The 23,728-nt window shown below is 69.5% G+C and carries 23 protein-coding genes; 11 read left to right on the top strand and 12 right to left on the bottom strand.

Annotated features, from left to right (window positions below; genetic code table 11):
- Positions 1 to 360 precede the first annotated feature (360 nt).
- Positions 361 to 1,695: a DUF6745 domain-containing protein gene (locus tag FAB82_RS12365; protein ID WP_136534845.1), complete on the top strand. Its 1,335-nt coding sequence runs from the start codon at positions 361 to 363 to the stop codon at positions 1,693 to 1,695.
- Here the strand turns inward: FAB82_RS12365 and mqnC are convergent.
- The 3 genes from mqnC to FAB82_RS12350 all read right to left on the bottom strand — a co-directional run bounded on the left by mqnC (position 1,692) and on the right by FAB82_RS12350 (position 4,567).
- A complete protein-coding gene (gene mqnC / locus FAB82_RS12360) occupies positions 1,692 to 2,849 on the bottom strand; it encodes a cyclic dehypoxanthinyl futalosine synthase (protein WP_136534844.1) in 1,158 nt (385 codons plus the stop codon). The two genes, FAB82_RS12365 and mqnC, sit on opposite strands and share 4 nt — an antisense overlap.
- Before the next feature lie 69 nt (positions 2,850 to 2,918).
- Positions 2,919 to 3,692 carry an FAD-binding oxidoreductase gene (locus FAB82_RS12355; protein ID WP_136534843.1) on the bottom strand — a complete coding sequence of 258 codons (774 nt, stop codon included), beginning with the start codon at positions 3,690 to 3,692 and terminating at the stop codon, positions 2,919 to 2,921.
- Complete coding sequence (locus FAB82_RS12350) at positions 3,689 to 4,567, bottom strand: menaquinone biosynthetic enzyme MqnA/MqnD family protein (RefSeq protein WP_136534842.1); 879 nt, start codon at positions 4,565 to 4,567, stop codon at positions 3,689 to 3,691. Before FAB82_RS12350 ends, FAB82_RS12355 begins: the two co-directional genes overlap by 4 nt.
- Positions 4,568 to 4,740: 173 nt before the next feature.
- On the opposite strand from FAB82_RS12350, the gene FAB82_RS12345 reads away from it, so the two are divergent.
- Positions 4,741 to 5,220 (top strand): hypothetical protein, encoded by a 480-nt coding sequence (locus FAB82_RS12345; protein ID WP_136534841.1) that lies wholly within the window; start codon positions 4,741 to 4,743, stop codon positions 5,218 to 5,220.
- Here the strand turns inward: FAB82_RS12345 and FAB82_RS12340 are convergent.
- Positions 5,217 to 5,504 (bottom strand): HPr family phosphocarrier protein, encoded by a 288-nt coding sequence (locus FAB82_RS12340; protein ID WP_136534840.1) that lies wholly within the window; start codon positions 5,502 to 5,504, stop codon positions 5,217 to 5,219. The two genes, FAB82_RS12345 and FAB82_RS12340, sit on opposite strands and share 4 nt — an antisense overlap.
- A gap of 86 nt (positions 5,505 to 5,590) precedes the next feature.
- Positions 5,591 to 6,874, bottom strand: coding sequence for a hypothetical protein (locus FAB82_RS12335; RefSeq protein ID WP_136534839.1), 1,284 nt, complete (start codon positions 6,872 to 6,874; stop codon positions 5,591 to 5,593).
- On the opposite strand from FAB82_RS12335, the gene FAB82_RS12330 reads away from it, so the two are divergent.
- Positions 6,855 to 7,280 carry a hypothetical protein gene (locus FAB82_RS12330; RefSeq protein ID WP_136534838.1) on the top strand — a complete coding sequence of 142 codons (426 nt, stop codon included), beginning with the start codon at positions 6,855 to 6,857 and terminating at the stop codon, positions 7,278 to 7,280. The genes FAB82_RS12335 and FAB82_RS12330 overlap by 20 nt on opposite strands.
- Before the next feature lie 569 nt (positions 7,281 to 7,849).
- On the opposite strand, the gene FAB82_RS12325 is transcribed toward FAB82_RS12330, so the two are convergent.
- Positions 7,850 to 9,259, bottom strand: coding sequence for a C40 family peptidase (locus tag FAB82_RS12325; protein WP_136534837.1), 1,410 nt, complete (start codon positions 9,257 to 9,259; stop codon positions 7,850 to 7,852).
- Between the two features lie 241 nt (positions 9,260 to 9,500).
- On the opposite strand from FAB82_RS12325, the gene mqnE reads away from it, so the two are divergent.
- Genes mqnE through FAB82_RS27090 form a run of 3 tightly spaced genes read left to right on the top strand, consistent with a single transcriptional unit; the run spans position 9,501 to position 11,353 of the window.
- Positions 9,501 to 10,676 (top strand): aminofutalosine synthase MqnE, encoded by a 1,176-nt coding sequence (gene mqnE, locus FAB82_RS12320; RefSeq protein WP_136534836.1) that lies wholly within the window; start codon positions 9,501 to 9,503, stop codon positions 10,674 to 10,676.
- Positions 10,677 to 11,102 carry a hypothetical protein gene (locus tag FAB82_RS27095; protein WP_168801569.1) on the top strand — a complete coding sequence of 142 codons (426 nt, stop codon included), beginning with the start codon at positions 10,677 to 10,679 and terminating at the stop codon, positions 11,100 to 11,102.
- Positions 11,099 to 11,353: a DUF4229 domain-containing protein gene (locus tag FAB82_RS27090; protein ID WP_168801568.1), complete on the top strand. Its 255-nt coding sequence runs from the start codon at positions 11,099 to 11,101 to the stop codon at positions 11,351 to 11,353. Before FAB82_RS27095 ends, FAB82_RS27090 begins: the two co-directional genes overlap by 4 nt.
- A gap of 171 nt (positions 11,354 to 11,524) precedes the next feature.
- Here FAB82_RS27090 and FAB82_RS12310 read toward each other — a convergent pair whose 3' ends face one another.
- Complete coding sequence (locus tag FAB82_RS12310; RefSeq protein WP_136534835.1) at positions 11,525 to 12,280, bottom strand: oxidoreductase; 756 nt, start codon at positions 12,278 to 12,280, stop codon at positions 11,525 to 11,527.
- A 420-nt stretch (positions 12,281 to 12,700) separates the two neighbouring features.
- Between FAB82_RS12310 and acs the strand changes: the two genes are divergently transcribed.
- The 4 genes from acs to FAB82_RS12290 all read left to right on the top strand — a co-directional run bounded on the left by acs (position 12,701) and on the right by FAB82_RS12290 (position 18,457).
- Positions 12,701 to 14,650, top strand: coding sequence for an acetate--CoA ligase (gene acs / locus FAB82_RS12305; RefSeq protein ID WP_136534853.1), 1,950 nt, complete (start codon positions 12,701 to 12,703; stop codon positions 14,648 to 14,650).
- Between the two features lie 253 nt (positions 14,651 to 14,903).
- Positions 14,904 to 16,271 (top strand): Na+/H+ antiporter NhaA, encoded by a 1,368-nt coding sequence (gene nhaA / locus FAB82_RS12300; RefSeq protein ID WP_246039607.1) that lies wholly within the window; start codon positions 14,904 to 14,906, stop codon positions 16,269 to 16,271.
- A gap of 86 nt (positions 16,272 to 16,357) precedes the next feature.
- Entirely contained in the window at positions 16,358 to 17,278 is a 921-nt protein-coding gene (locus tag FAB82_RS12295; RefSeq protein ID WP_136534834.1) for an alpha/beta fold hydrolase, read from the top strand.
- 36 nt (positions 17,279 to 17,314) lie between these two features.
- Positions 17,315 to 18,457, top strand: a complete 1,143-nt coding sequence (locus FAB82_RS12290; RefSeq protein ID WP_136534833.1) for an amidohydrolase — start codon at positions 17,315 to 17,317, stop codon at positions 18,455 to 18,457.
- A 72-nt stretch (positions 18,458 to 18,529) separates the two neighbouring features.
- Here FAB82_RS12290 and FAB82_RS12285 read toward each other — a convergent pair whose 3' ends face one another.
- A complete protein-coding gene (locus FAB82_RS12285) occupies positions 18,530 to 18,733 on the bottom strand; it encodes a hypothetical protein (RefSeq protein ID WP_136534832.1) in 204 nt (67 codons plus the stop codon).
- Positions 18,734 to 18,977: 244 nt separating this feature from the next.
- Between FAB82_RS12285 and FAB82_RS12280 the strand changes: the two genes are divergently transcribed.
- Entirely contained in the window at positions 18,978 to 19,703 is a 726-nt protein-coding gene (locus FAB82_RS12280) for an SDR family oxidoreductase (protein ID WP_136534831.1), read from the top strand.
- An 85-nt stretch (positions 19,704 to 19,788) separates the two neighbouring features.
- Here the strand turns inward: FAB82_RS12280 and FAB82_RS27085 are convergent, their stop codons facing one another.
- From FAB82_RS27085 to FAB82_RS12265, 4 genes are all read right to left on the bottom strand, one after another.
- Positions 19,789 to 19,953: a hypothetical protein gene (locus FAB82_RS27085; protein ID WP_168801567.1), complete on the bottom strand. Its 165-nt coding sequence runs from the start codon at positions 19,951 to 19,953 to the stop codon at positions 19,789 to 19,791.
- Between the two features lie 76 nt (positions 19,954 to 20,029).
- The gene (locus tag FAB82_RS12275) at positions 20,030 to 22,351 is read right to left on the bottom strand and encodes a heavy metal translocating P-type ATPase (protein ID WP_136534830.1); all 2,322 of its coding nucleotides are present in this window, start codon (positions 22,349 to 22,351) and stop codon (positions 20,030 to 20,032) included.
- Positions 22,352 to 22,382: 31 nt separating this feature from the next.
- Positions 22,383 to 23,375 carry a heavy-metal-associated domain-containing protein gene (locus FAB82_RS12270; RefSeq protein ID WP_136534829.1) on the bottom strand — a complete coding sequence of 331 codons (993 nt, stop codon included), beginning with the start codon at positions 23,373 to 23,375 and terminating at the stop codon, positions 22,383 to 22,385.
- Entirely contained in the window at positions 23,372 to 23,584 is a 213-nt protein-coding gene (locus FAB82_RS12265) for a heavy-metal-associated domain-containing protein (protein ID WP_136534828.1), read from the bottom strand. The genes FAB82_RS12270 and FAB82_RS12265 overlap by 4 nt, the downstream gene beginning before the upstream one ends.
- Positions 23,585 to 23,728: the final 144 nt, after the last annotated feature.

Below are 23,728 nucleotides of genomic sequence, written 5' to 3'. Positions count from 1 at the left end.
GACGCCGGTCACATCCGCCTCGTGGAGTGGTTGCAGCACAACACCTCTCGCCATAACTGCCGCCGGCCGCCGCTCCGCTCCTCGCATCCCGCACTCAGCCGGGCAGGCCGCCCGCCCGACCCCCGAAACCCGCCCCGAACCCTCGGCGGAACCCCGGAAGCCTGGCCCCGCCAACGGACACCCGCCCCTCCCACGCCTTCGTCGCTGCCGCCTTTTGCGCAGCCCGACCATGTACATGATGGTCCCCGCCAGCGCCCCCACCCCCAATACAGGCCTCCCCAGGCGCCACAACACCATCAATGATCGTCGGCGAGCCGGCTCACAGTACGGTGACGACTCTGGCATATCTCAAGGAGCGCAGTGAAGAACGAAATCGATTTGGAGTCCTTGGCTGCGGAGACACTGGGGGCCTGGGAGAAGCATGCCCTCGCGACCGGGCCGGCCGATCCCGATGCGGCGCGGCGGGCCGTCGACCGCGCCTATGCCGACGCGGGATTGCCCGCACCGGAAACGGTCCTGTGGGTCGGTTCCCCGTTCGGCGGACACATCGCCGCGGCGATGTTGCGGATCCTGCCGCTCACCGAGCGTTCGAACGCGGGCGAGTACGTCGGAACGCGGATGCGGGACGCGGTCGCGCAAGCCGGCTCGACGGCGAGATCGTCGCTCGATCCTTCGGCACGGAGAACCGGAATGAAGCTGGCGAAGTCGCCTTCGCTGCAACGGGTCCGCGAGGGACTGGCGGCGATCGTCATCGATGCCGACCGGGTCGACGACTTCAAGGAAGACCAGGCGCAAGGGCATCTGCACCGTGACTCGCTGCGCCGCATCGGCGAACAACTCGACACCGCCGAACCGGCGCCCGCGGCCGGATCCGAGACTGAGCCGAACCTGCATTGGCTGTCGCAGAACGTGGAAACGATCGGCGACCAGTTCTTGGATCAGTTCTCCGACGACGTCCACGATGAGGCGATCGACCTGCTGCGGCACGCGGTGACGGGAGGCCTCGGTGCCGACCAGTACGCGCCATTGGAGTTCTTCGCACGCTGCGCCGCCGCCGATCAGTCCGGATTCGCGGACGGGATCCGGGCGGTCGCGGCCGAGACGGGACTGTGGTGGCCCTTCGAGAACGCGGCGATCCTGACCGATCGGCCCTCGTTCATCCACACCGACCGCGGAGGCAGGCCGCATCGGGTCGACGGTCCGGCGCTCGAGTACCCGGACGGATGGAGTCTCTATGCCCACCACGGCGAGCCGGCGTCGCTCAGGGCCGTGATGCGCGACGAGTGGCGGCTCGACCAACTGCTCGGGGACTACGACCTCGGAACCCACGAGCAGCGGATCGTGATCAATCGGCTCGGCTGGGACTGGCTGATCGCCGAGCTCAAGCTGGAACCGGAGGCGACGGTCCCCGACCCGGCCGTTCCCGGGGCCGTCCTGGCGCTGTACGAGCTCCCCCATGAGGTCACGACGGTCCTCACCGAGACCGACGACTACGAGGATTTCGAGTATGTCTGGGACACCGACCTCTTCCTGGTGTTCGACGGCGCGGCAGACTCGGACGCGGGGGTGCGGCGCAAGGCCGGGTTGCCGGTACCGGCCGACGCCGAAGACCCGTTCGAGGCATCGGAACATCTGGAGGACTGGATGCGCACCTGGTTCGAGGAGCGCGCCGGCGAATCCTCGGGGCCGAGCTAGGCGGGTTTGATCTGGAGTTCCTTGACGATGGTGGAGACGTGCGAGCGGACTCGATCGTCCTGGGGGTCGTCTTCGGGCGTCCAGTGGATCGACATGCGCTCGTAGAGGGTGTCGCGCTGGGCCGGAATGCGGTCGGCCGTGCGGATGAGTTCGATCAGCTCGGAGAGCCGCGAGGAGTTGCGGGCTCCGGCCGAGGAGATGACGTTCTCCTCCAGCATGATCGAGCCGAAGTCGTCGACGCCCATGTGGAGGCTGAGCTGGCCGGCGGCCTTACCCACCGTGAGCCAGGAGGACTGGAGGTGCTTGACATTGTGGAAGAACAGCCGCGCGGTCGACAGCAGGCGCAGGTACTCGATGGCCGTGGCCTGGGTGCGGCCCTTGAGGTGGTTGTTCTCCGGCTGGTAGGTCCAGGGGATGAAGGAGCGGAAGCCGCCGGTGCGGTCCTGGACGTCGCGGATCATGCGGAGGTGCTCGATGCGCTCGTGGGCGGTCTCGCCGGTGCCCATCATCATCGTCGCGGTGGATTCGAGTCCCTGGTTGTGGGCTTGCTCCATGATCTCCAGCCAGACCTCGCCCGGTTCCTTGAGCGGCGCGAGGGCCTTGCGGGGGCGCTCGGGGAGCATCTCGGCGCCGGCTCCGGCGATCGAGTCGAGTCCGGCGGCCTTGATGCGGGCGATGGACTCGTCGATGCCGACGCTGGAGACCTTCGACATGTGGGCGATCTCGGACGGGCCGATCGAGTGGATCACCAGGTCGGGGTAGTCGCGCTTGACGGCGGAGAACAGTGCTTCGTAGTACTCGACGCCGAATTCGGGGTGGTGGCCGCCCTGGAGCATGACCTGCGTGGCGCCGAGTTCGACGGCCTCGCCGCAGCGGCGCAGGATCTCCTCCATGGAGTGGTCCCAGCCCTCTTCGTGCTTGGGGGCGCGGTAGAAGGCGCAGAACTTGCAGGCCGTGACGCACACGTTGGTGTAGTTGATATTGCGGTCGATGATGTAGGTGACGATGTTGTCGCCGATGATGCGGCGCCGCGATATGTCGGCGGCCTCGGCGAGCGTGTGGAAGGGCGCTTCGGTGTAGAGCAGCTCTGCTTCCTCGGCGCTGATGCGGCCGCCGTCGGCGGCGCGGGCGAGGACATCGTCAATCTCGGCCATGCCCCGAAGCGTATCCCCCGAACCGGTTGGGAGGCACCCTCCCGGGCACGGGGTGAGCGGTCGGTCTCGCTAGTCGACGTAGTACAGCTCGGTGTGGATTTCGACGTCGCCGGTCTCTTCGAGGACTTCCTTGATGCCGAGGACCATTTCGTAGGGGCCGCAGAGGAACCATTCATCGATCTCGTGCGGGTCCACGAGCGCGCCCAGCACTTCGTGGAGCTTCTCCGGGGTCAGGCGCCCGGTCAGCAGGTCGCTCTCGCCTTCGGAGCGGGTCCGGACGTGGTGCAGCCGCAGCCGCTCGCCGTGCAGCGCTTCGAGTTCGCGCAGTTCCGGGGCGAACATCGTGGAGGCCTCGGTGCGGTTGGAGTACAGCAGGGTCACCGTCGCGCCCGCTTCGAGCGCGGCCGTGGTGATCGACAGGATCGGGGTGATGCCCGAGCCGGCGACGACGGACGCGTAGTGGCGATCGGGGCTGACGTCGGCGCAGAACACGCCGAGCGGCGGGAGCACTTCGAGGACGTCTCCGGGCTGGAGCTGCCGGTTGGCGTAGCCGGAGAAGGTGCCCTCGGGGATGGATTTGATGCCGAGACGCAGCGTGCCGCGCTCGGCGAGTTCGCGCGGCGTGGAGGCGAGGGAGTAGGAGCGGCGCACCTCGGAGCCGTCGGGCTCGACGCGCTGGAAGGTGATGTGCTGGCCGGGTTTGAAGTCGAAGACCGGGCGGAGGGTGTCGGGGACGGCGAGGGTGACCTCGACGGCGTCGCCGGTGAGCGGGCGGACCCGTTCGACGGTGAGTTTGCGCCACGCGGGGCGGGGCCGCTGCTTCGGCTTCAGCTCGACGCTCATTCCTGTCCCTCTCCTGCGATCATGCCCTCTCCTGCGGGGAAGAATTCTGGTCCATCTTTGGGCAAGGGGACCACCTCCGTATAACCGGCCGCGCGGGTGGCGAATTCCCGCAGTCCGGCGAGATGCCGTTCACTCAATGTGAACTGGAGCCGGTTGAAGTATTCGGCGAGCGCCTCGGGCTCGAACGGCTCCCAGCGGGCGGCCGAGGCGACGACGTCGTCGATCTCCTCGCGGCAGCGGCGCACCGAGTCGCAGAAGGCGACGTGGACGTCCTTGACGAGGCCGGGGTGGGACTCGGCGTAGTCGCGGCGCACGGCCCACACGGCGAAGACCATCGGCAGGCCGGTCCAGTCGCGCCATTCGGCGGCGAGGTCGAGGACGTGGTTGCCGCGCGGCTCGTGGTAGGCGCGCAGGGCCTCGTCGCCGATGAGGACGGCGGCGTCGGCGTCGGCGAGGGCCGAGTCCATGTCGGTCCCGGAGGTCGCGTATTCGGGGGTGCGGCCGTACCGCTGTTCGAGGATCATGCGCCCCAGCAGGACTCCGGTGCGCGAGGAGGAGGTGAGGGCGATCTTCGGGGAGGCCGGGAGGTCTGCGAGCGGGGTCTTGGAGACGAGGTTGACGCTCAGGACCGGGCCGTCGGCGGCCACGGCGATGTCGGGGATGAGCAGGAGGTCATCGGCGTGGCGGAGGTATTCGACCAGGCTGATCGGCCCCAGGTCGAGATCCCCGGCAACGAGGCGGTTGCCGAGCTCGTCCGGCGGGGCGCGGTGGAGGTCGACGTCGAGCAGCGCGCCCGATCGGACCAGGCCCCAGTAGATGGGCAGGCAGTTGAGGAACGCGATGTGGCCGACCCTGGGACGCCGTTCGATGTTCACAAACTCGACCGTATCCGGTCGGGCGCGGTGCCCACCTCCGCTGCGGAGTCCGGGGATTGTGAGTTATCCCCCGCCCGCAGTGGCTCCGTAGCCCGTGCAGAATCCGTGCAGAATCCGTGTGCTGCGCTTCTACGGTTCAGGAAAGTTCCATCGACCGGAAGAAGGCACCTTTCATGTCCATCAAGAGAATGGTCCTGGCGGCCATCGTTCCCGCCCTCCTGGCGGGGCTGATGTTCGCGGCCCCGGCGGCGGCGGACCCGGTGGCCGCCGCCACGTACACCTTCACCGTCAAGGCAGTTCCTACCGATAACTGCCCCAGCAGCAGCTACCCCTGCACCATCTCCGACTCCTGGGATGGCACGGTGTTCCAAAAGGACAGCGGCGGAGTCGGCGTCAAGATTGCGGCTTACAAGAACGGCGTACTCGCCGCGAAGGTGGAATTCCACCCCTACGACGAGCACCTCTACGTATACGACACGCTCGCGGACGGCCTGGGAATCAAGGCGAGGGTCTCGGGGTACGACGACCCGTTCCCCGCCCGATCCCAGGGATACAACCTCTACGACCTGGATATCCGCGACGGAAGAAACCTCGTCGTATCGCTGATGGTCAGTGATGGCACGGGCCGCAACACCAATACGGCGTTTGCCTAGTCGTCGATGTCGACGACCTCGGCGCCGCCGGGGTCGAGCTCCTTGGTGACGAGGGCGGCGAGGCGGTCCAGGACGGCCTCGTCGTCGCCGGTGAGGACGATTTCGTCGCCGGCCCGCACGTCGAGGACCAGGACGAGCAGGATCGACTTGGCGTCGACCGAGTCCGTGCCGGGCTTGCCGACCTTGACCTCGGAGCTCGATTCGGCGGCCGTGTCCACGAAGACCGTGGCGGGTTTCGCCTGGATGCCGACCTCAGTTGTCACCTTCACACGGCGTTCGGCCATGTCCCCACCCCCTGATTCCGTCAACAGCATGGCCGCTGACGGCACCCGGCGGGGCGGTTTCTACCTTTTGGAGTGAGTTACACCGGTTAGGGCGGCGGACGTGAGGCGTGTGTTAAGGATTCGGGCTGGTCCTGGGCGGGCTTCGGGGCGCCGTAGACGGTCGGGCGCGGCAGCGGAATGTGCTCGGGCAGCTCACCCCGGTCGACATGGTTCTTGACCCTGGCCCGGCCGGACCGGTAGACACCGTCGGAGTCCGACGGCGGCCACGACGTCGGCGGCTTCACGCCGACCCGGTTCGACTTGGCCGAGGGCTCCGCGAAGAGGCTGATATCGGGCGCGTCCACGATCTTCTTGGCCGGGATCGAGTCGGCCTGAGGCACGGGGGCCAAGGCGGGCGCCGGCTCGGGGTCGGGCGTCTGCTCGGGTTCCGGCTCCGGCTTGACGGCCGAGGTCACAGGCTCTTCGACCAGCTCAGGCTCGACCGGTTCGGGCTCGATCGGGGCGGCGTCGGAGAACGGCGAGTCCATCGACACCGGCGGGCTCGGCACGGCATCGGACGTCGGCGGGCCCGGCTCGGGATGCGGGACCGGTTCGGGCTGCGGCACCGGAGCAGGTTCGGGCCGCGGCACTGGAGCCGGTTCGGGCTCGGGCCGCGGCGGGGCCGGCTCCGGGTTCGGGACCGGTTCGGGCTGCGGGACCGGGCGCGGCGGCGTCGGCTCCTCGATCGGCTCGGGCCCGGCGGGCGCAGCGGCGCCGGCCGTCATGGCGTCCTCGACGGGCGCGGGTTCGACCGTGCTCCCTGAAGTGGGCGGCTCCGATTCGGACGCGGCGGAAACGGGCGCGGACCCTTCCGCCGAATTGAAGGAGAGCTCCGGCGGGGCGGGGGCCTGCGACGGCACGGGCTCGGCGGGAGTCGCCACGGACTCGGCGAGCTCGGCGGGAGCCTCGGGCCAGTCAGGCCGAACGGACTCCTGCGGCTCCTCCGGCTCAGCGGCCGCAGCGGGTTCGGCGGACGCCTCAGGCGCCTCGGACACCGCAGACGCGGCCTCCCCTGGGCCCTCCGACACTGAGTTCTCCGAAGACGTGGTCGACGCTGCGACCTCCGCCTCCTCCGGTTCGGTCGACGCCGAAGGCGGGGCGGGCGGCAGGGACTCGCCGGGGACGTCGTCGCCGAGACCGGCCAGCGCCGACTCGTCCTCATCGGAGAGTTCGACGTCGTCATCGAGTTCTTCGGGATCGGAGTCGTCGTCCCACATCGGACTGTCGTCGTCCGCGACGACCTCGACCGGAGTCGGGGTGGCGGCGGGAGCCGGTGCGGCGGCCGCAGGCTCGGGTGCGGGTTCGGGCTCGATGACCGCCGGTTCCGGCACCGGTTCGGGCTCGGGGGCCGGCGGCGTCGGCTCGGCCACCTGCACCGGGACCGGGACCGGCGCCGCGGCGAAGCTCGGCTCGGCCGAGGGCACGCTGAAGGCCGAATCGGCGGAGGGAACGCTGAAGGCGGCGCTCGCGGCGGGCGGTGAGGGCGGCGCCGGCGGCGGCGCGGGCGGCGACAGCGGCATCGGCGGTGCGGACGGCATCGCGGGCGGCGCCACCGGCGGGAGCGACTGCGACGACGGCACCGAGAACTGCCCGACCGAGGCCGAACCGGAGGCCTGCGGCGGCATCGGCGGCTGGTGCGGAGCCTGGGTTGCGGCAGAAGGCACAGGCGGCTGCATCGGTGGGCGCACCGAGGCCGAACCCGAGGCCGGCGGCATCGGCGGCGGCGGTCCGGGCTGACCCTGCGGGTGCGGCGCGGGCATCTGCTGCTGCGGATGCTGCTGGTATTGGGCCTGCTGCGGCGGGTACACCTGCGGGGCCTGAGCTGCCTGAGGAGGGACCGGCGCGGAACCACCCTGATACGGCTGCTGCTGCGGCACCGGGGCCGACCCGTACGGCTGCTGCTGGCCCAGTTGCCCCTGCTGCGGCGAAAGCGGCGGAGGCGGCGGCTGGTACGCCTGGACCGGAGGCGCGACGTAGCCCTGGTTCGGCACCTGCGCCTGCCCCTGGTTCATCGGCGGAGGAGGAGGCGGCGGCGGCGCATAAGGCGAACCGGCGGGCGGCCCGTAGGACGGCGGCGGATACTGCGGCTCGGGCGGAAATCCACCGATCGGGGGAGGCAGCGGCGCCCCGCACTGGGAGCAGCGCCGGAGCCTGGACGTCAGGCGCTGGCCGCACGAGCTACAGCTGTTGTCGTCCACGGGAGCCTCCTCGGGGATGGAGCGTCGTTACTACGGGCGACCGTGCTTGGCGGGCGACCTAGCAACCATCGTGCCATCATGCGGTGGCAGCCGGTACTCGCCTTCCCATTACTCGCCAGAACTCTCAGCCGTCGGTGTCTCGCGGGACAGGGTGCCCGAGACGGTTTCGTTGACGGTCGGAGAAGGACCCTCCTCGTCGTCCTCTGTGGCCCCGGGGTCGGAGGTCGTCGGCTCATCTGGGCTCGGCGACTCCGAGGGAGAAGGCGAGGGCGAAGGGTCGGGATCCGGCGACGGGCTCGGGTCGATCGGCTTGCTGGACGTGGGGTCCTCGCTGGGCTCATCGCCGCCACCACCGCCGCCACCACCGCCACCGCCGGTGCTGCTGTCATTGTCGCTGGGACCCGTCGGGTCGGCGTCGGGATCGGTCTGGATCGCGTCGACCACGCGGTGCGCGCCGGCGAAGTTCTGGAACCAGATCGAGCTGATCTTCACGACGTCGCCCGTGCGCGGGGCCTGGACCATCTTGCCGTCCCCGAGGTACATGCCCATGTGGTACACCGACTGCCACTCGCCGGGGTTGTCCCACCAGAACAGCAGGTCGCCCGGCAGCAGCTTCTCGGTGTCGACGGGCTTGTCGCGGGTCGCGTTGAACTGGTCGCGGGCCACGCGCGGCAGCGTGACGTTCGCCGAGGCGTAGGCCGACTGGGTCAGGCCGGAGCAGTCGAACGTGTTCGGGCCCTCGGCGCCCCACTCGTAGGGCTTGCCGAGCTGGGCGAGGGCGTACTCGACGGCCTTCAGGGCCTCGGGCGCGGCCTCCCAGCCGTCGACCTCGGAGGAGAAGTCGTTCGAGTGCTGCGCGGCAGCGGCCTCGCGGTCCTCCTCGATCTCCTCGAGCTCCTCGCGGTTGTCCTCGATGAGCTTGTTCAGATCGGCCTGCGCCTGGGCCAGCGCCTCGTCGAGCTCGGTGAAGCGGTCCTCGGCGCGGGTGGCCGAAAGGCTCGCGGCGTCGAAGGAGGCGTGGGCGACCGTCTCGGCGGTCTCGGCATCCTCCACGGCGGAGGCCAGGCCGGGCAGGTCAAATTCATTGCCGAGGGGGGCCGCGCCGCTGATGTCGGGCAGTTCCGCGGCCGGCAGGTCGGAGATCGACGTGTAGGCCTCGCCGACGACCGCGTCGAGCGCCGACCTGGCGGAGTCCAGTTCGCCGGCGGCCTCGTTCCAGTCCGTCTGGGCGGCCCCGAGCCGGTCGACGCGCGTCAGCCATTCGTCCTCGGCGGCGGTCGTCTCCTCGGCCAGCTGCGCGAGGTCGATCTGGGCCCGGTTGATCTGGTCGGCCAGCGGACCGTCCTCGGTCGCCGGGTTCGTGACCGGGGCATCCTGGGTTTCGCCCCCGGCCGGGCGCGCGCCGTCGTCGGGGATGGTCACCCCGGGTTCGGCGAACGCGGGAAGCGCACCGGCGAAGACGACTGCTGCGGCCCCGGTGGCGACCAGGACACGAGAGACCAAGCGCATTGCGGTCATGTATGAGGGTCCTTCTGTGGGGGATGCCGTGCCTAGGATACCGAAAGGACGCAAGCCTCGCATTCACGCCCGTCGCTATATCGAATCCACTGTCCGCGAGCGGGGACTCGCCCTCCCTCGCTCCGCGAACGCCGCCATCGGAACTCAGGGTCCGCGAGCGGGGACTCACACCGCTGACGTGCGGACCGGGGCCCCGGCGCGGGCGGCGTTAGGCTGGCGGGAACCGGAAGGAGTGGTTGTCATGGACGCAGGCGCCAAGTTCAAGGCGGCGATCGAGGAGAAGCTCGCGGCCTCCGAGCGGCTGACCTACGAGGACGGCGTCGCGCTGTACGAGTCCGACGACCTCGCCTGGCTGGGGCGTCTCGCGCACGGGGTCCGCACCGCCAAGAACGGCGAGCGCACCATGTTCAACGTCAACCGGCACCTCAACCTGACCAATGTCTGCTCCGCCTCGTGCGCCTACTGCTCCTTCCAGCGCAAGCCCGGCGAGACCGACGCCTACACGATGCGCGTCGAGCAGGCCGTGGCCCTCGCCGAGCAGATGAAGGGCGACGCGCCCACCGAACTGCACATCGTCAACGGCCTCCACCCCACCCTGCCGTGGCGGTACTACCCGCGGGTCCTCAAGGCGCTCAAGGAGACCCTGCCGGAGGTCAACCTCAAGGCGTTCACCGCCACCGAGGTCCAGTGGTTCGAGAAGATCTCCGGACTCGACGCCTCCGACATCCTCGACGAGCTCATCGAGGCCGGCCTGGAGTCGCTGACCGGCGGCGGCGCCGAGATCTTCGACTGGGAGATCCGCCAGCACATCGTCGACCACGACTGCCACTGGGAGGACTGGTCGCGCATCCACCGCCTCGCCCATGAGAAGGGCCTGCGCACCCCCGCGACCATGCTCTACGGGCACATCGAGGAACCGCGCCACCGCGTCGACCACGTCATGCGCCTGCGCGAGATGCAGGACGAGACCGGCGGCTTCAGCGTGTTCATCCCGCTGCGCTACCAGCACGACTTCCATGACGCCAAGGACGGCAAGGTCCGCAACCTGCTCCAGGCGCGCACCACCATGGCCAGCCCGGCCGAGTCGCTCAAGACCTTCGCGGTCTCGCGCCTCATGCTCGACAACTTCGACCACGTCAAGTGCTTCTGGGTCATGCACGGCCTCGACGTCGCGCAGCTGTCGCTGTCCTACGGCGCCGACGACCTGGACGGCTCGGTCGTGGAGTACAAGATCACCCACGACGCCGACGACTACGGCACCCCCGACAAGATGACCCGCGAGAACCTGCTCGAACTCATCCGCGACGCGGGTTTCCAGCCGGTCGAGCGCAATACGCGCTACGAGATCGTGCGCGAATACGAAGGGCCGCAGACGCTTGCCGAGCGCCGCGCCGAACCGCAGTCGGTGAGGTTCTAGGTGGCGACCGAGCCTTCGCCCGGCGCCGAGAAGGCCGCGAAGCCCCCGATCGAGACGCTCGGGCAGCTGATCGGGACGGCGCTGGCCTATTTCGTGATGGGTCTGGTCGCGCTGGCGATCATCGACCTGGTGTTCTCCATGCCCACGGGCGGGGAGTTCGGCCAGGTCTCGGGTTGGGTCGCGGCGCTGCCGACGGTGTTCGTGTTCACCGAGCAGTTCCGCCGCTATGTCGGCGGCTCGCGCTGGGCGCTTATGTTGGTGTGCGTCGCGCTGGCGCTGGGCGTGGGCCTGGCGGCGGCGGTCGTGCTGCCGCAGACGTGGGCGCCGATGGCCGTCGGCGGGATCGGCGGCCTGATGGCCGCGGTGACGTACGCCGTGCTGTGGCACGCTGGAATCAAGACCTTCGGAGAGGAGCGGCCGCAGTGAGCCGTCTGAAGAACCCGATCGCGAAATACTTCCTGGCCCGGCTGGGACTGTTCGCGGCCATCGCCTTGCCGCTGGCCTTCTTCATGAATGTGCTGCTGGCCCTCGCCATTGCGCTGATGGGCTCGATGCTGCTGTCGTTCGTGCTGCTCAAGGCCATGCGCGAGCAGATGGTCGACCACATCGACGCGAACGTGAAGCAGCGCCGCGAAGAGAAGCAGAAGTTGCGCGCAGAGCTGAACGGCGACGCCTGACCGGCGTTTCTGTCGCACCCCGCGAATACCCTTGATCCAAGGGGTCCCCCGGGACTACCTGTCTCGGCGTGCCCTCGGTTGCGAGGCAAGGGAACTGTCGTACCCCCGGAATACACTTGAGACAAGGGGTCCCCCGCGGCTACCTGTCTCGGCGTGCGCGGGAGTCCGGCGTTACTTGGCGTCCTTCATCAGCTCGGTGCAGATCTGCAGCGTCTCGGCCGCGCCGGCTTCCAGGGCGTTGCCGTAGTGCTTGAGCCAGGAGCGGACCCCGTCGGGGGTGCCGGTCGCCCAGGCGCGCTGCGCGCCCGCGTACTCCGGCTGCCGCTCCAGGTGCCCGGCGTCGATCGTGACCAACAGTTTCGGGTCGAGTCCCTTGCTGGCCAAGGAGAGCCGCGCCGCGGCCCGGGCCACGATATTGTTCGCCACCGGGAACGGCTGGATCGCCAGCAGCTCGCCGTGGACCACCGCCGCGCTCATCGCCGCGGGGATCTCCTTGGTGGGGTTGACGATCAGGGCGCACATCGCATCGATGCGGGCCGAAGCCGAACCGCTGACGTCGATGCGGCCGGGCTCGAACTCGCTGCGGGCGTCCGGGAAATCGCGGGTGGCGAGCACGTGCAGCTTCGCCAGAACGTAACGGGGAGAAGCCGACCAGACCCCGGCCATCGAAGGCAGGGCCTCGGCCACGCGCAGCGCTCCCGCAACGACCGGATCGGTGAAGTCCCCCGCGCGCAAGCGCTCGACATCGCAGTCGTAGCCCTCCAGCGCGAGCGTCGCCGACGCCTGGTGCAGGGTCACTTCCGCCGCCACATGGCTGTCACCGCCGCGCAGCGCCTCGTGCCACAGCATCCGGTCGACGTTTGCTCTGGCGTTCTCAAGGGCGTCGGCAACCTCGGAGAGCTCGAGGAGAGGCGCGAGAGGATCCACGGGCGGAACCTTACCGGTTGAAGGTGAAGCGCAAACGCGGCACCAGGGCGGTTAGGGGTGTTTGGTGGTCCCGGATTCAGTCTCGCCCGGGTCCACCAGGCACCCCCTAAAGGGCAATCACAAGATGCTATCCGATGAAATGCCCCCGCACAGATCGCAAGATCCGTTCGGTCGGTTTCGCGCTCCCAAAAGGCACGCCGAAGTAGGTAGTCCCGGGGGACCCCTGGCATTAAAGATATGCGCCGGGTACGACAAAACCGCCGTTCAACCGCTTGCCGCCCGCTCACCAACCACCCGGCGACGCACCGGCGGCCACCGGTTGTGACCCGCACATTTCCAGGTAGTGTTGCCAGACACAGACCCGCCTCACAGTCGCGCAGTGGCGCGCTGATCTGTAAGGAGCGAATACCAGTGGGACAGATCCCGCAAGAGACTCTCGCCAACCTCCTCACGGAGGACCGCACGTTCCCGCCTGCCCCCGAATTCACCGCATCGGCGAACGTCACCGAGGCCGCCTACGACGAGGCGGCCGCTGACCGCCTCGCCTTCTGGGAACAGCAGGCCAGGCGCCTCGATTGGACCAAGGACTGGGACTCCGTCCTGGACTGGAGCAACCCCCCGTTCGCGAAGTGGTTCACCGGCGGCGAGCTGAACGTCGCCGCGAACTGCCTCGACCGCCATGTCGACGCAGGGCTGGGCGAGCGGGTCGCGATCCACTTCGAAGGCGAGTCGGGCGACGGCCGCGCCGTCACCTACGCCGAACTGCTGGACGAGGTGAAGCGGGCCGCCAACACCCTCACCGACCTGGGCGTCGAGGCCGGCGACCGCGTGGTCATCTATATGCCGATGATTCCCGAAGCGGCCGTGGCGATGCTGGCGTGCGCGCGCATCGGCGCACCCCACTCCGTGGTCTTCGGCGGCTTCTCCGTCGAGGCCCTGGCCAGCCGTATCGACGATGCGGGCGCGAAACTGGTCATCACCGCCGACGGCGGGTTCCGCCGCGGCAAGCCCAACGCGCTCAAGCCGACCGTGGACGCCGCCGCCGAGCGCTGCCCCGGGATCGAGAAGGTCCTGGTGGTGCGCCGCACCGAGCAGGACGTGGACTGGAACGAGCGCGACCTGTGGTGGCACGAGACGGTGGGAACCGCCTCGAATGAACATGCGGCCCAGCCGTTCGACGCCGAGCACCCGCTGTTCATCCTCTACACCTCGGGCACCACCGGCAAGCCCAAGGGCATCCTCCACACCTCCGGCGGCTACCTCACCCAGACCTCCTACACCCACCACGCGGTCTTCGACCTCAAGCCGGAGTCCGATGTGTACTGGTGCACCGCCGACATCGGCTGGGTCACCGGGCACTCCTATATCGTCTACGGCCCCTTGTCGAACGGGGCGACGCAGGTGATGTACGAGGGCACTCCCGACACGCCGCACAAGGGGCGGTTCTGGGAGATCATCGACAAGTACCAGGTCACCTCGCTCTACACCGCCCCCACCCTGATCCGCACGTTCATGAAGTGGGGCGACGACATCCCGGCCGGGTACGACCTCTCCAGCCTGCGCCTGTTGGGCAGCGTCGGCGAGCCGATCAACCCCGAGGCGTGGATCTGGTACCGCGAGCACGTCGGCAAGGGCAAGGCGCCCATTGTGGACACCTGGTGGCAGACCGAGACCGGCGCGATCATGGTCTCCCCGCTCCCGGGCGTCACCGCCACCAAGCCCGGCTCGGCCCAGCGCCCGCTCCCGGGCATCACGGTCGACGTCGTGGACGACGAGGCCAAGTCGGTGCCCAACGGCGGCGGCGGCTTCCTCACCATCCGCGACCCGTGGCCGTCGATGCTGCGCACCATCTGGGGCGACGACCAGCGATTCCTCGACACCTACTGGTCCAAGTTCGATGGCATGTACTTCGCCGGCGACGGCGCCAAGCGCGACGACGACGGCGACCTGTGGCTGCTCGGCCGCGTCGACGACGTCATGCTCGTCTCCGGCCACAACATCTCCACCACCGAGGTCGAGTCCGCCCTCGTCAGCCACGATTCGGTGGCCGAGGCGGCCGTCGTGGGCGCCTCCGACCCGGTCACCGGGCAGGGCATCGTGGCGTTCACGATCCTGCGCGGCGACATCGAGTCCAGCCCCGAGCACCTCCAGGAACTGCGCCAGCACGTGGCGAACACCCTGGGACCCATCGCCAAGCCCCGCCAGATCATGGTCGTCGCTGAGCTGCCGAAGACCCGCTCGGGCAAGATCATGCGGCGCCTGCTGCGCGACATCGCCGAGAATCGCGAGATCGGCGACGTGACCACGCTGGCCGACAACACGGTCATGACCCGCATCAAGGAGGGCCTGAGCGCGGCCGCCGAAGACTGAACTCGGTGATCTCCGACACCCCGTCGGAGCGCATCAAGAACGCGTATAGAAACTAGTCCGCCGGCGGCGGGACGACCTGGCGTCGTCCCGTCGTCGACTGGCGTCCGGCGCCGGGCTCCGATACGGTTCCGGCATCCGGATCGACGGCGCGACGACGCGCCGTCACCGGAGGCGTGCCGCCCGCGCGGCCGCCCAGCCCACAGACGACCCGGGACCGGCCCGCAAGCCTTTCCCGGCCACAGGAGGTGCCGCGATGTCCGAGACACCTGACAGCCCAGAGACTCCAGAGACGCCCGAGACTGCCCAGACACCTGAGACTCCCGACTCGGCCGAGCGGCCGAAGCGGCTCGGGGTCGGGCAGCCGATGCCCAAGGTGCCGCAGCTCGGGCAGCCGATGCCGCAGATGCCGCGCCGCAAGATGCGGATCGTGCGCGGCGTCCGCCGCGCCCCGCAGGAGGCCCTGCGCTTCCTGCGCGTCGAGACCACCGGCGGCATCCTGCTCCTCATCGGCGCCGCGCTCGCGCTCATCGTCGCCAATACGCCGCTGTCGCACCTGTACGAGGAAATCCGCCACACCTACATCGGCATCGACGGCGTCTTCATGCTGTCGGTCCAGCACTGGGCCGCGGACTTCCTGCTCGCCTTCTTCTTCCTCGTCGTCGGCCTCGAACTCAAACGCGAACTCGTAGTCGGCGAACTCCGGGACATCAAGCAGGCCATGCTCCCGATCATCGCGGCCGCCGGCGGCATCATCGTGCCCGCGGGCATCGCGCTCGCCGTCGCCTGGGGCGAGCCGGGGGCGGCCGACGTGTGGCCCGTCCCGGTCGCCACCGACATCGCCTTCGCCCTCGCGATCCTCGCGCTGTGCGCCAAGAACCTGCCGTCGAGCCTGCGGATCTTCCTGCTCACCTTGGCCATCGCCGACGACCTCGGCGCGATCGCCATGATCGCCGCGCTCTACTCCAAGCCGCAGGTGCTGCCCCTGCTCATCTTCGTCGCCGTCGTCGCCCTGTGGGTGTTCCTGCAGGCCAAGCGCGTCAGGAGCCTGTGGATCTACATTCCGCTCGGCCTGGTCGCCTGGTTCGCGCTGTTCGAGGCCGACGTCCACGCCACCATCGCGGGCGTCGCCCTCGGCCTGGCCACCCGCGTCAAGCGCGACAAGGGCGAGCACGAGTCCCCCGCAGTGGCCGCCGAGCACAAGATCCAGCCGTTCAGCGCGGGCTTCGCCGTCCCGGTCTTCGCGTTCTTCTCCGCCGGCGTCGTCCTCAACGGTGAATCACTGTCCGCGTTCGCGACCGACCGGGTCGCGCTCGCCGTCGTCGCCGGGCTGTTCCTCGGCAAGGCCATCGGCGTGACGCTCGGCGCGTTCGCCGCCTACAAGTTCGGCTGGGGGCGCCTGGCACCCGACCTGAAGTGGCCCGACATCGCGGGCGTCGCGATCCTGTGCGGCTGCGGTTTCACCGTCAGCCTCCTCATCACGGAGCTGGCGTTCACCGATCTGGCGCAACAGGACCTGGTCAAGACCGGCGTGCTGGCCGGCTCGGCGATCTCGGCGCTCGTGGGCGCCGCGGTGCTGTCGCGCCGCTCGCGCACGGTCCGCCGCGTTGCCGCACAGGTCTAGACCGTGGAGCCTCAGCCGCGGGCCGCGGCCCACATCCGGCACTCCGGTGTCCCCGCGCCCGCGCCTGACCTCGTACGCTTCAATTCGTGAACCGCAGGACTTTCGCCGACAGCGCCGCCCTCCAAGAGGGCCCCTGGACCCACCGGCATGTCGACGCCAACGGCACGCGATTCCACATCGCCGAGGCCGGTGAGGGCCCGCTCATCCTGCTGCTGCACGGATTCCCGGAGTTCTGGTGGACCTGGCGGCACCAGATCCCGGCGCTCGCGGACGCCGGCTTCCGGGTCGTCGCCGCCGACCTGCGCGGCTACGGCGCCTCCGACAAGCCGCCGCGAGGCTACGACGCCTATACGATGGCCGCCGACGTGGTCGGCCTGGTCAGGTCCCTGGGCGAGCGCGACGCGACTGTCGTCGGTCACGACCTCGGCGGCATCCTCGCCTTCGCCGCCGCCGCGTTCCACCCCCAGCAGTTCCGTTCGCTGGTGATCCTCGGGGCGGCGCACCCGCTGCGCCAGCGGGCCGCGCTCGCGGTCGACCCGAAGGGGCAGCTGACGGCCTCGCGGCACCTGTTCGCGTTCCAGATGCCCCGCTACGAGCACAAGCTGACCGCTTGGGACGCAAGGAAGGTCGCCGACCTCATGTACGCGTGGTCGGGCCCGGGCTGGAGAGGCTCGTCCGACTTCCAGACGTACGTGCGCGCCTGCCGGGACGTCATCCAGATCCCGCAGGCGGCGTTCTGCGCGCTGGAGGCCTTCCGGTGGCCGTTTCGGACGTCGATGGGCTTGGCGGGCAGGCGATTCGTCAAACTGCTCCAGCGGCCCACGCCGGTCCCCACACTGCAGCTGCACGGGGCGCTGGACACGTGCGTGCTTCCGCGGACGGCGCAGGGCTCGGGCCGGTACGTGCACGGGCGCTACGAGTGGAAGCTCATGGACGAGATCGGCCACTTCCCCCAGCATGAGGCCTCCGAGACGGTGACCAAGGAGATCATCCGCTGGGCGGGATGAACCCACCGAACTAGCCGAGTGGCTAGTCTAGGGGCCATGACGGAAGCAACCTTCGCGCTGCGCGGCGCGACCATCGTCCCCATCACTTCCGAGCCGATCGAGCACGGCACCATCGTCATCCAGAACGGCCGCATCGCCGCCGTCGGCGGCCCGGACCTGCCGGTGCCCGAAGGCGTCCCGGTCTCAGACGCGACCGGGAAGTGGATCGTCCCGGGACTGGTCGACGCCCACACGCACCTGGGCGTCCACGAGGTCGCCGAGGGCTGGGCGGGCAACGACTCCAACGAGATGACCGACCCCAACACCGCTTACGTGCGGGCGCTGGACGGCATCAATCCGGCCGAGCCGGGCTTCGCCGAGGCGCTCCACGGCGGTGTGCTCGCGGTATGCGTGAACCCCGGTTCGGGCAATGTGATCGGCGGCGAGACCGTCGCGATCAAGACGGTGGGCCGCTATGTGGACGAGATGGTGCTGCGCTCCCCCGCCGGCGTCAAGTCGGCGCTGGGCGAGAACCCGAAGCGGGTCTACGGCGACCAGAAGAAGACGCCCTCTACGCGGCTGGGGACCGCCGGAGTGCTGCGGCAGGCCTTCGTGGAGGCCGAGAACTACCGCAGCGCCGACGCGCCCGACCGCGACCTGAAGCTGGAGACCCTGGTGAAGGTCCTGGACCGCCAGATCCCGTGGCGCCAGCACTGCCACCGCGCCGACGACATCGCCACGGCGATGCGGGTGGCCGCGGAGTTCGGCTACGACCTGGTGCTGGACCACGGCACGGAGGCGCACCTGCTGGCCGACGTCATCGCCGAGCGGGAGATCCCGGTGATCTTCGGGCCGCTGCTGTGCTCGCGGTCCAAGGTGGAGACGGAGAACCGGTGGCCCGAGAACGCCGCGAAGCTGGCCGCTGCCGGGGTGACGCTGGCGATCACCACCGACCACCCCGTGGTGCCGATCGAGCACCTGATCATCCAGGTCATGCTCGCGGTCAAGGCAGGACTGGACCGCGACACGGCGCTTCGTGCGGTGACGATCAACCCGGCCAGGATCATGGGCGTGGACGACCGCATCGGCTCGCTACAGCCGGGCAAGGACGCGGACTTCTGCGTCTGGTCGGGCGACCCGCTCGACATATACTCCAAGGTGGACACCGCGTACATCGACGGTGAGGTCGTCGGTTCCTAAGCGGCGCAGGTGAAACGGGGCGGGCCGGGAATCTCGCGACTCCCGGCCCTATCTCCTGTATCCTATAGGATTTTAGGCGGCCCGTCCGACCTCAGGGCGGGGCATGCGGGCCGGCGCGGCCAGGTGGCGGCCGATCAGACTGCGGCGGGCGGAGGTGACGCCCCCGGTGAGCTTCGACAGCCTCGAGGGACGGTCCTCGACGACCGGCGCATCGGGCAGGGCCGAGCGTGCTTCGATGTTGCTGAGCTGGAGTGCCATGATCGCAAGCGGTTCCATGACGGACTTCCTTCCGGGCGGTGGTGCGTGAGAGCGGGCCGCGCCGGTGCGGCGTGAGGCCGGTTCCCCGTGCCTCGCCGCCTACTGTGCAGGCCTCGTGTGCCGAACTCATTACACCGAGGGAAACCGCCGAGCACCGGCGGTAAAAACCCCGGTGCCGCAGGTGAAGCCGCTCACAAGCGCCACTGCGGACTCGGACCGTCCTAGGACTTCGGACCGATCACGGCCGTGGCAGGCTGCCCGCATGAGACTGGACGAGTACCGCATCGCCATCACCGGCGCCGGCCGCGACTTCGGACGCAGCCTGGCGATCGAGTTGGCCGCGCAAGGGGCCGAGGTGTTCCTCGCCGCCCGCAGCCTCGCAGCCGCCGGGCGGGTCGCGGCGGAGATCGCCGAACGCGGCGGCCGGGCCCACGCCTTCACCTGCGACCTGCTCGACCCGTCCTCGATCGCGGCCTTCGCGGAGGCGGTCTCGGCCCGCACCGAACGCATCGACGTTCTGGTCAACAATGGCGCGCCCTACCTCCAGGCCCCGGATTTCGAGTCGGCCGACGACGAGTGGATCTCGGGCGTCATCGGCGCCGGGGCGACCGGAACGGTGCTGACGACCAAGCACTTCCTGCCGCTGCTGTCGGCCTCCGAGAAGCCCGACATCGTGACGATGGTGTCGGCCTGCGGCGAGGCCGGGCACCACCGCTCGGAGGCCCACGAGGCCTTCTACGCCGCCAAGAGCGCCCAGGCGGGCTTCACCGAGATCCTGTCGAAGCGGCTGCGCCCCAAGGGCATCCGGGTGATCTCGCTCTACCCGCCCGACTTCGAGAACCCCGACCGGCTCTCGGACGCTTGGGAAACGGCCCCGCGAGGCTCCGGCGACGCGCTGACGTCCCGATCACTGATCGACTGCATCGCCTTCGCCATCGGCCAGCCCAGGGACTGCTACATCAAGTCGTTCCACTTCGAGCAGGTCTGAGCTCACGACGACAGGTACGACGCCGCATCCCGGGGTTCTCGCACGGCCGGCCGTGCGAGAACCTCGAGATGACGTCTTCAAGCGACTACTTCGGGCGGCCGCCGAGGGCCATTCGCAGGCCGCCTCGGATCGTCGCGATCTTCGGACGGCCGCTGAGGAACAGGATCGTCAGTTCGATCGCGATGACGATGGCCGGGGCCGAGACGGCGCACCGGCCGCGCTCGGGCCCGCATGCTTCGCGCTGATCCATGGTTATCCGGTGTCCTAGGCGTGGTCGGATTCGTGGTCGTTCGCCATTGGTCTCGTTCCTCTCGAATTTCGGTTGGTCAGGCCTTGGCCGGCCGGGGTGCGCTCTGGCGCACCGGGTCCGGAGAGGGCGAGTCTTCCCGTGCCCGGCTCTTGAAGGAACGCAGGCGCAGGCTGTTGCCGACGACGAAGACGCTTGAGAACGCCATCGCCGCGCCGGCGAGCATCGGGTTCAGCAGCCCCAGGGCGGCCAGCGGGATCGCGGCCGTGTTGTAGGCGAAGGCCCAGAACAGGTTCGTCTTGATGGTGCCGAGTGTCCTGCGGGACAGGCGGATCGCGTCGGCCGCGCTCCGCAGGTCGCCTCGCACCAGCGTGATGTCGGCGGCCTCGATCGCGACATCCGTGCCGGTGCCCATCGCCAGGCCGAGGTCGGCCTTAGCGAGCGCGGCGGCGTCGTTGACGCCGTCGCCGACCATCGCCACGGTCTTGCCCTCGGCCTGGAGCCTCGCGACGGTCTCGACCTTGTCGCTCGGCATGACCTCGGCGAAGACCTCCTCGATGCCGACGTCGGCGGCGATCCGCTCGGCCACGGCCCGGTTGTCTCCGGTGAGGAGCACCGGGGTCAGGCCCAGGGCCTTGAACTGGGCGATCGCCTCAATGCTGGTGGGCCCCACGGTGTCCGCGACGACCAGGACCCCGCGGGTCTCGCCGTCCCAGGCCACCGCGACGGCGGTCTTGCCCTCGCGCTCGGCCTCGGCCTTCGCCTCGGCCAGCGCGGCGGAGAGGGACAGCTCCCAGTCGGCGAGCAGCGACTCCCGCCCGACCAGGACGGCGTGGCCGTCCACGACGCCTTGCACGCCCTTGCCCTCCGCGTTCGCGAAGTCGTGCACCTCGGGCAGGTCGCCGACCTCGGCGGCGGCCCCCTTCGCGATGGCCTGTGCGATCGGGTGCTCCGAGGCGTCCTCCAGCGCACCGGCCAGGCGCAGCAGTTCGGCGCGGTCGGTGCCGTCCTCTGTGAGGGCGTCGACCAGGGCCATCTTGCCGGTGGTGACGGTGCCGGTCTTGTCGAGCACGATCGTGTCCACTCGACGGGTGGACTCCAGGATCTCGGGGCCCTTGATGAGCACGCCCATCTGCGCGCCACGACCGGTTCCGACCAGCAGCGCGGTGGGTGTGGCGAGTCCCAGGGCGCACGGGCAGGCGATGATGAGGACCGCGACGGCGGCCGTGAAGGCGGCGCTGGCTCCGAAGCCCGCGCCGAGCCAGAACCCCAAGGTGCCCACGGCGATCGCGATGACGATCGGCACGAAGATCCCGGAGACCTGGTCGGCCAGGCGCTGGACCTCGGCCTTGCCGGATTGGGCCTCCTCCACCAGCTTGGCCATCTGCGCCAGCTGCGTGCCTTCGCCGATCCTGGTGGCGCGCACGACCAGTCGACCGCCGACGTTGACCGTGGCGCCGGTGACCGCGTCGCCCTCGCCGACCTCGACCGGGACCGATTCGCCGGTGAGCATCGAGGCGTCCACGGCGGACGAACCGGAGACGATGAGACCGTCGGTCGCGATCTTCTCCCCGGGTCGGACCACGAACTCCTCGCCGACGGCGAGGTCGCCGATCGGGACGCGGACCTCCTTGCCCGCCCGCAGGACCGCGACTTCCTTGGCGCCCATGTCGAGCAGCGCGCGTAGGGCCGCTCCGGCCCGGCGCTTGGAGCGCTTCTCGAAGTAGCGTCCCGCGAGGATGAACATGGTCACGCCCGCGGCGACTTCGAGGTAGAGGTTCGAGGCGCCGTCGCTCGGGGCCACGGTCAGCTCGAAGGCGTGGGTCATGCCGGGCGTCCCGGCGGTGCCGAACAGCAGCGCGTACAGCGACCACAGGACGGCCGAGGCGGTTCCCACCGATATCAGGGTGTCCATCGTGGCCGCGCCGTGGCGCAGGTTCGTCCACGCGGCCTTGTGGAACGGCCAGGCCGCCCACGTCACGACGGGTGCGGCGAGGGTCAGGGAGATCCACTGCCAGTATTCGAACTGGAGGGCGGGGACCATCGCCATCGCGATGACCGGGACCGACAGGGCCACCGCCCCGATCAGGCGCTGGCGCAGCGAGGTCAGCTCGGCGTCCGGCCGCTCGTCCTGATCGGCGTCGGGTGCTTCGGCGGCGGGGCTCGGCAGCGCGGCGGTGTAGCCGGTCTGCTCGACCACGCCGATGAGGGTGGCCACGTCGGTGCCGTCGGGGGCGTCGATCTGCGCCTTCTCGGTGGCGTAGTTGACCGTGGCGGTGACGCCGTCGAGCTTGTTGAGCTTCTTTTCGATGCGCATGGCGCAGGAGGCGCAGGTCATGCCGCCGATCTCGAGCTCGATGCGGTCGAGGGGCGCGCTCTGCCGGATCGCGGGTGTCGCCATTGCCTTCCTTCTTCCTGTCGGGGTGGGTGGATCAGTGGCCGTGGCCGTGGCCGTCGGATTCGTGGCCGCCGTCGGTCTCGTCTGCGCTCTCCTCCGTGTCCTCGTCCTGGTTCTCGGGGGCGGTCTCGGGGGCCGCTGCGGCCGTGTCGACGACGAATGCGGCGGTGCGGACCTGCCCGTCGACCTGGAAGTCCAGGTAGAGCAGGTAGCGGCCCTCGGTGGGTGCCTCGGCCGCGAAGACGATCTCGGGACCGGACTCCTGGCCGGCGGAGGGTTCGTCGCCTTCGGGATGGACGTGCAGGTACGCCAGGTCGCCTTCGCGGAGTGCCACGAGGTGGCCGAAGGCGCCGAGGTAGGGCTCGATCTCGGTGACCGGTTCCCCGTCGCGGGTGACCGCGAAGGTCAGCGTCGAGGTGGAACCGGCACTGAGGTCGCCGTCGAGCGCGACTTCGAAGCCGTCGACCTCGGCGGTGGGCGAGGGCTCCGCCGCCTGGACGGCGAAGTCACCGGAGACGTCGACGGTGCTCGTCAGCGTGACGTCCAGGTCCTCGTCCGCGGCCGGGGCGAAGTCGGCGTAGACCCGGTAGGTCCCGGCCGCCTCCCACGTCCACGGCAGCGACCAGGTGCCGTCCTCGTCCCTGACCGGGTGGACGTGGCGGAACTCGGCGCCGTCGGTGCGCACCACGATGAGGTGGAGTTCCTTGTCGTGGGAGACGGCGTATTCGGTGAGCGGTTCCCCGCCGGGAGCGTTGATCTCGAACTCGAGTTCCCCGTCTGTGCCGACTTCGTCCGGCGCGGTGAGCTCGACGAGCTGGTAGCCGTCCTGCTCGGCGACGAGTCCCCGGATCGAGTCCGCCGCGTGGGCGGTGTCGGTTCCTCCGTGGTCCATCTCTTCATCCTCTGTGGATTCGTTCCAGGCTTCGACGGCGCTCTCGGGCACCGTGAGATTCGCGGCGGCAAACGCGCCGGCGAAGGCCAGCGCCAGTCCGCCGCCGTAGAGCCCGAGCCGGGCGGGCGTCTTCATGCGATCCGCTCCGCCTCGTAGCCGGCCTCGTCGACCGCCGCCAGGACCGCGGAGTCGTCCACCGTCTCATCGGCGGTGACGACGAGGCGGCCGGTCGCGGCACTGACGTCGATCTGCTTGATGGGGCCGATCTTGCCGACCTCTTCGCGGACCGAGGTCTCGCAGTGTCCGCAGCTCATGCCGGTGACCTGATACTCCTGAGTAGACATGACGACTTCCTCCGTTCGGTTCCGATACCCCCATCGGGTATTGGCATGCTCATATTTATACCCCACAGGGGTATGCCCGTCAAGGCCGGTCCCGCAGCGGATTCAGGAGCGGGCCATGAAGACCGGGAAGAGCATCGTGATCGC

Source organism: Glycomyces buryatensis, assembly GCF_004912275.1.
Taxonomy (GTDB): domain Bacteria; phylum Actinomycetota; class Actinomycetes; order Mycobacteriales; family Micromonosporaceae; genus Glycomyces; species Glycomyces buryatensis.
This window is presented reverse-complemented; position numbering and strand designations above follow the sequence as displayed.

Coding starts and splice junctions, on each gene's coding strand:
- mqnC (WP_136534844.1), bottom strand. CDS start 2,849: ATGGCCGAGATTGACGATGTCCTCGCCCGCGCCGCCGACGGCGGCCGC.
- FAB82_RS12355 (WP_136534843.1), bottom strand. CDS start 3,692: ATGAGCGTCGAGCTGAAGCCGAAGCAGCGGCCCCGCCCCGCGTGGCGC.
- FAB82_RS12345 (WP_136534841.1), top strand. CDS start 4,741: ATGTCCATCAAGAGAATGGTCCTGGCGGCCATCGTTCCCGCCCTCCTG.
- FAB82_RS12340 (WP_136534840.1), bottom strand. CDS start 5,504: ATGGCCGAACGCCGTGTGAAGGTGACAACTGAGGTCGGCATCCAGGCG.
- FAB82_RS12330 (WP_136534838.1), top strand. CDS start 6,855: ATGACCGCCGGTTCCGGCACCGGTTCGGGCTCGGGGGCCGGCGGCGTC.
- FAB82_RS12325 (WP_136534837.1), bottom strand. CDS start 9,259: ATGACCGCAATGCGCTTGGTCTCTCGTGTCCTGGTCGCCACCGGGGCC.
- mqnE (WP_136534836.1), top strand. CDS start 9,501: ATGGACGCAGGCGCCAAGTTCAAGGCGGCGATCGAGGAGAAGCTCGCG.
- nhaA (WP_246039607.1), top strand. CDS start 14,904: ATGTCCGAGACACCTGACAGCCCAGAGACTCCAGAGACGCCCGAGACT.
- FAB82_RS12290 (WP_136534833.1), top strand. CDS start 17,315: ATGACGGAAGCAACCTTCGCGCTGCGCGGCGCGACCATCGTCCCCATC.
- FAB82_RS12285 (WP_136534832.1), bottom strand. CDS start 18,733: ATGGAACCGCTTGCGATCATGGCACTCCAGCTCAGCAACATCGAAGCA.
- FAB82_RS12280 (WP_136534831.1), top strand. CDS start 18,978: ATGAGACTGGACGAGTACCGCATCGCCATCACCGGCGCCGGCCGCGAC.
- FAB82_RS27085 (WP_168801567.1), bottom strand. CDS start 19,953: ATGGATCAGCGCGAAGCATGCGGGCCCGAGCGCGGCCGGTGCGCCGTC.
- FAB82_RS12275 (WP_136534830.1), bottom strand. CDS start 22,351: ATGGCGACACCCGCGATCCGGCAGAGCGCGCCCCTCGACCGCATCGAG.
- FAB82_RS12270 (WP_136534829.1), bottom strand. CDS start 23,375: ATGAAGACGCCCGCCCGGCTCGGGCTCTACGGCGGCGGACTGGCGCTG.
- FAB82_RS12265 (WP_136534828.1), bottom strand. CDS start 23,584: ATGTCTACTCAGGAGTATCAGGTCACCGGCATGAGCTGCGGACACTGC.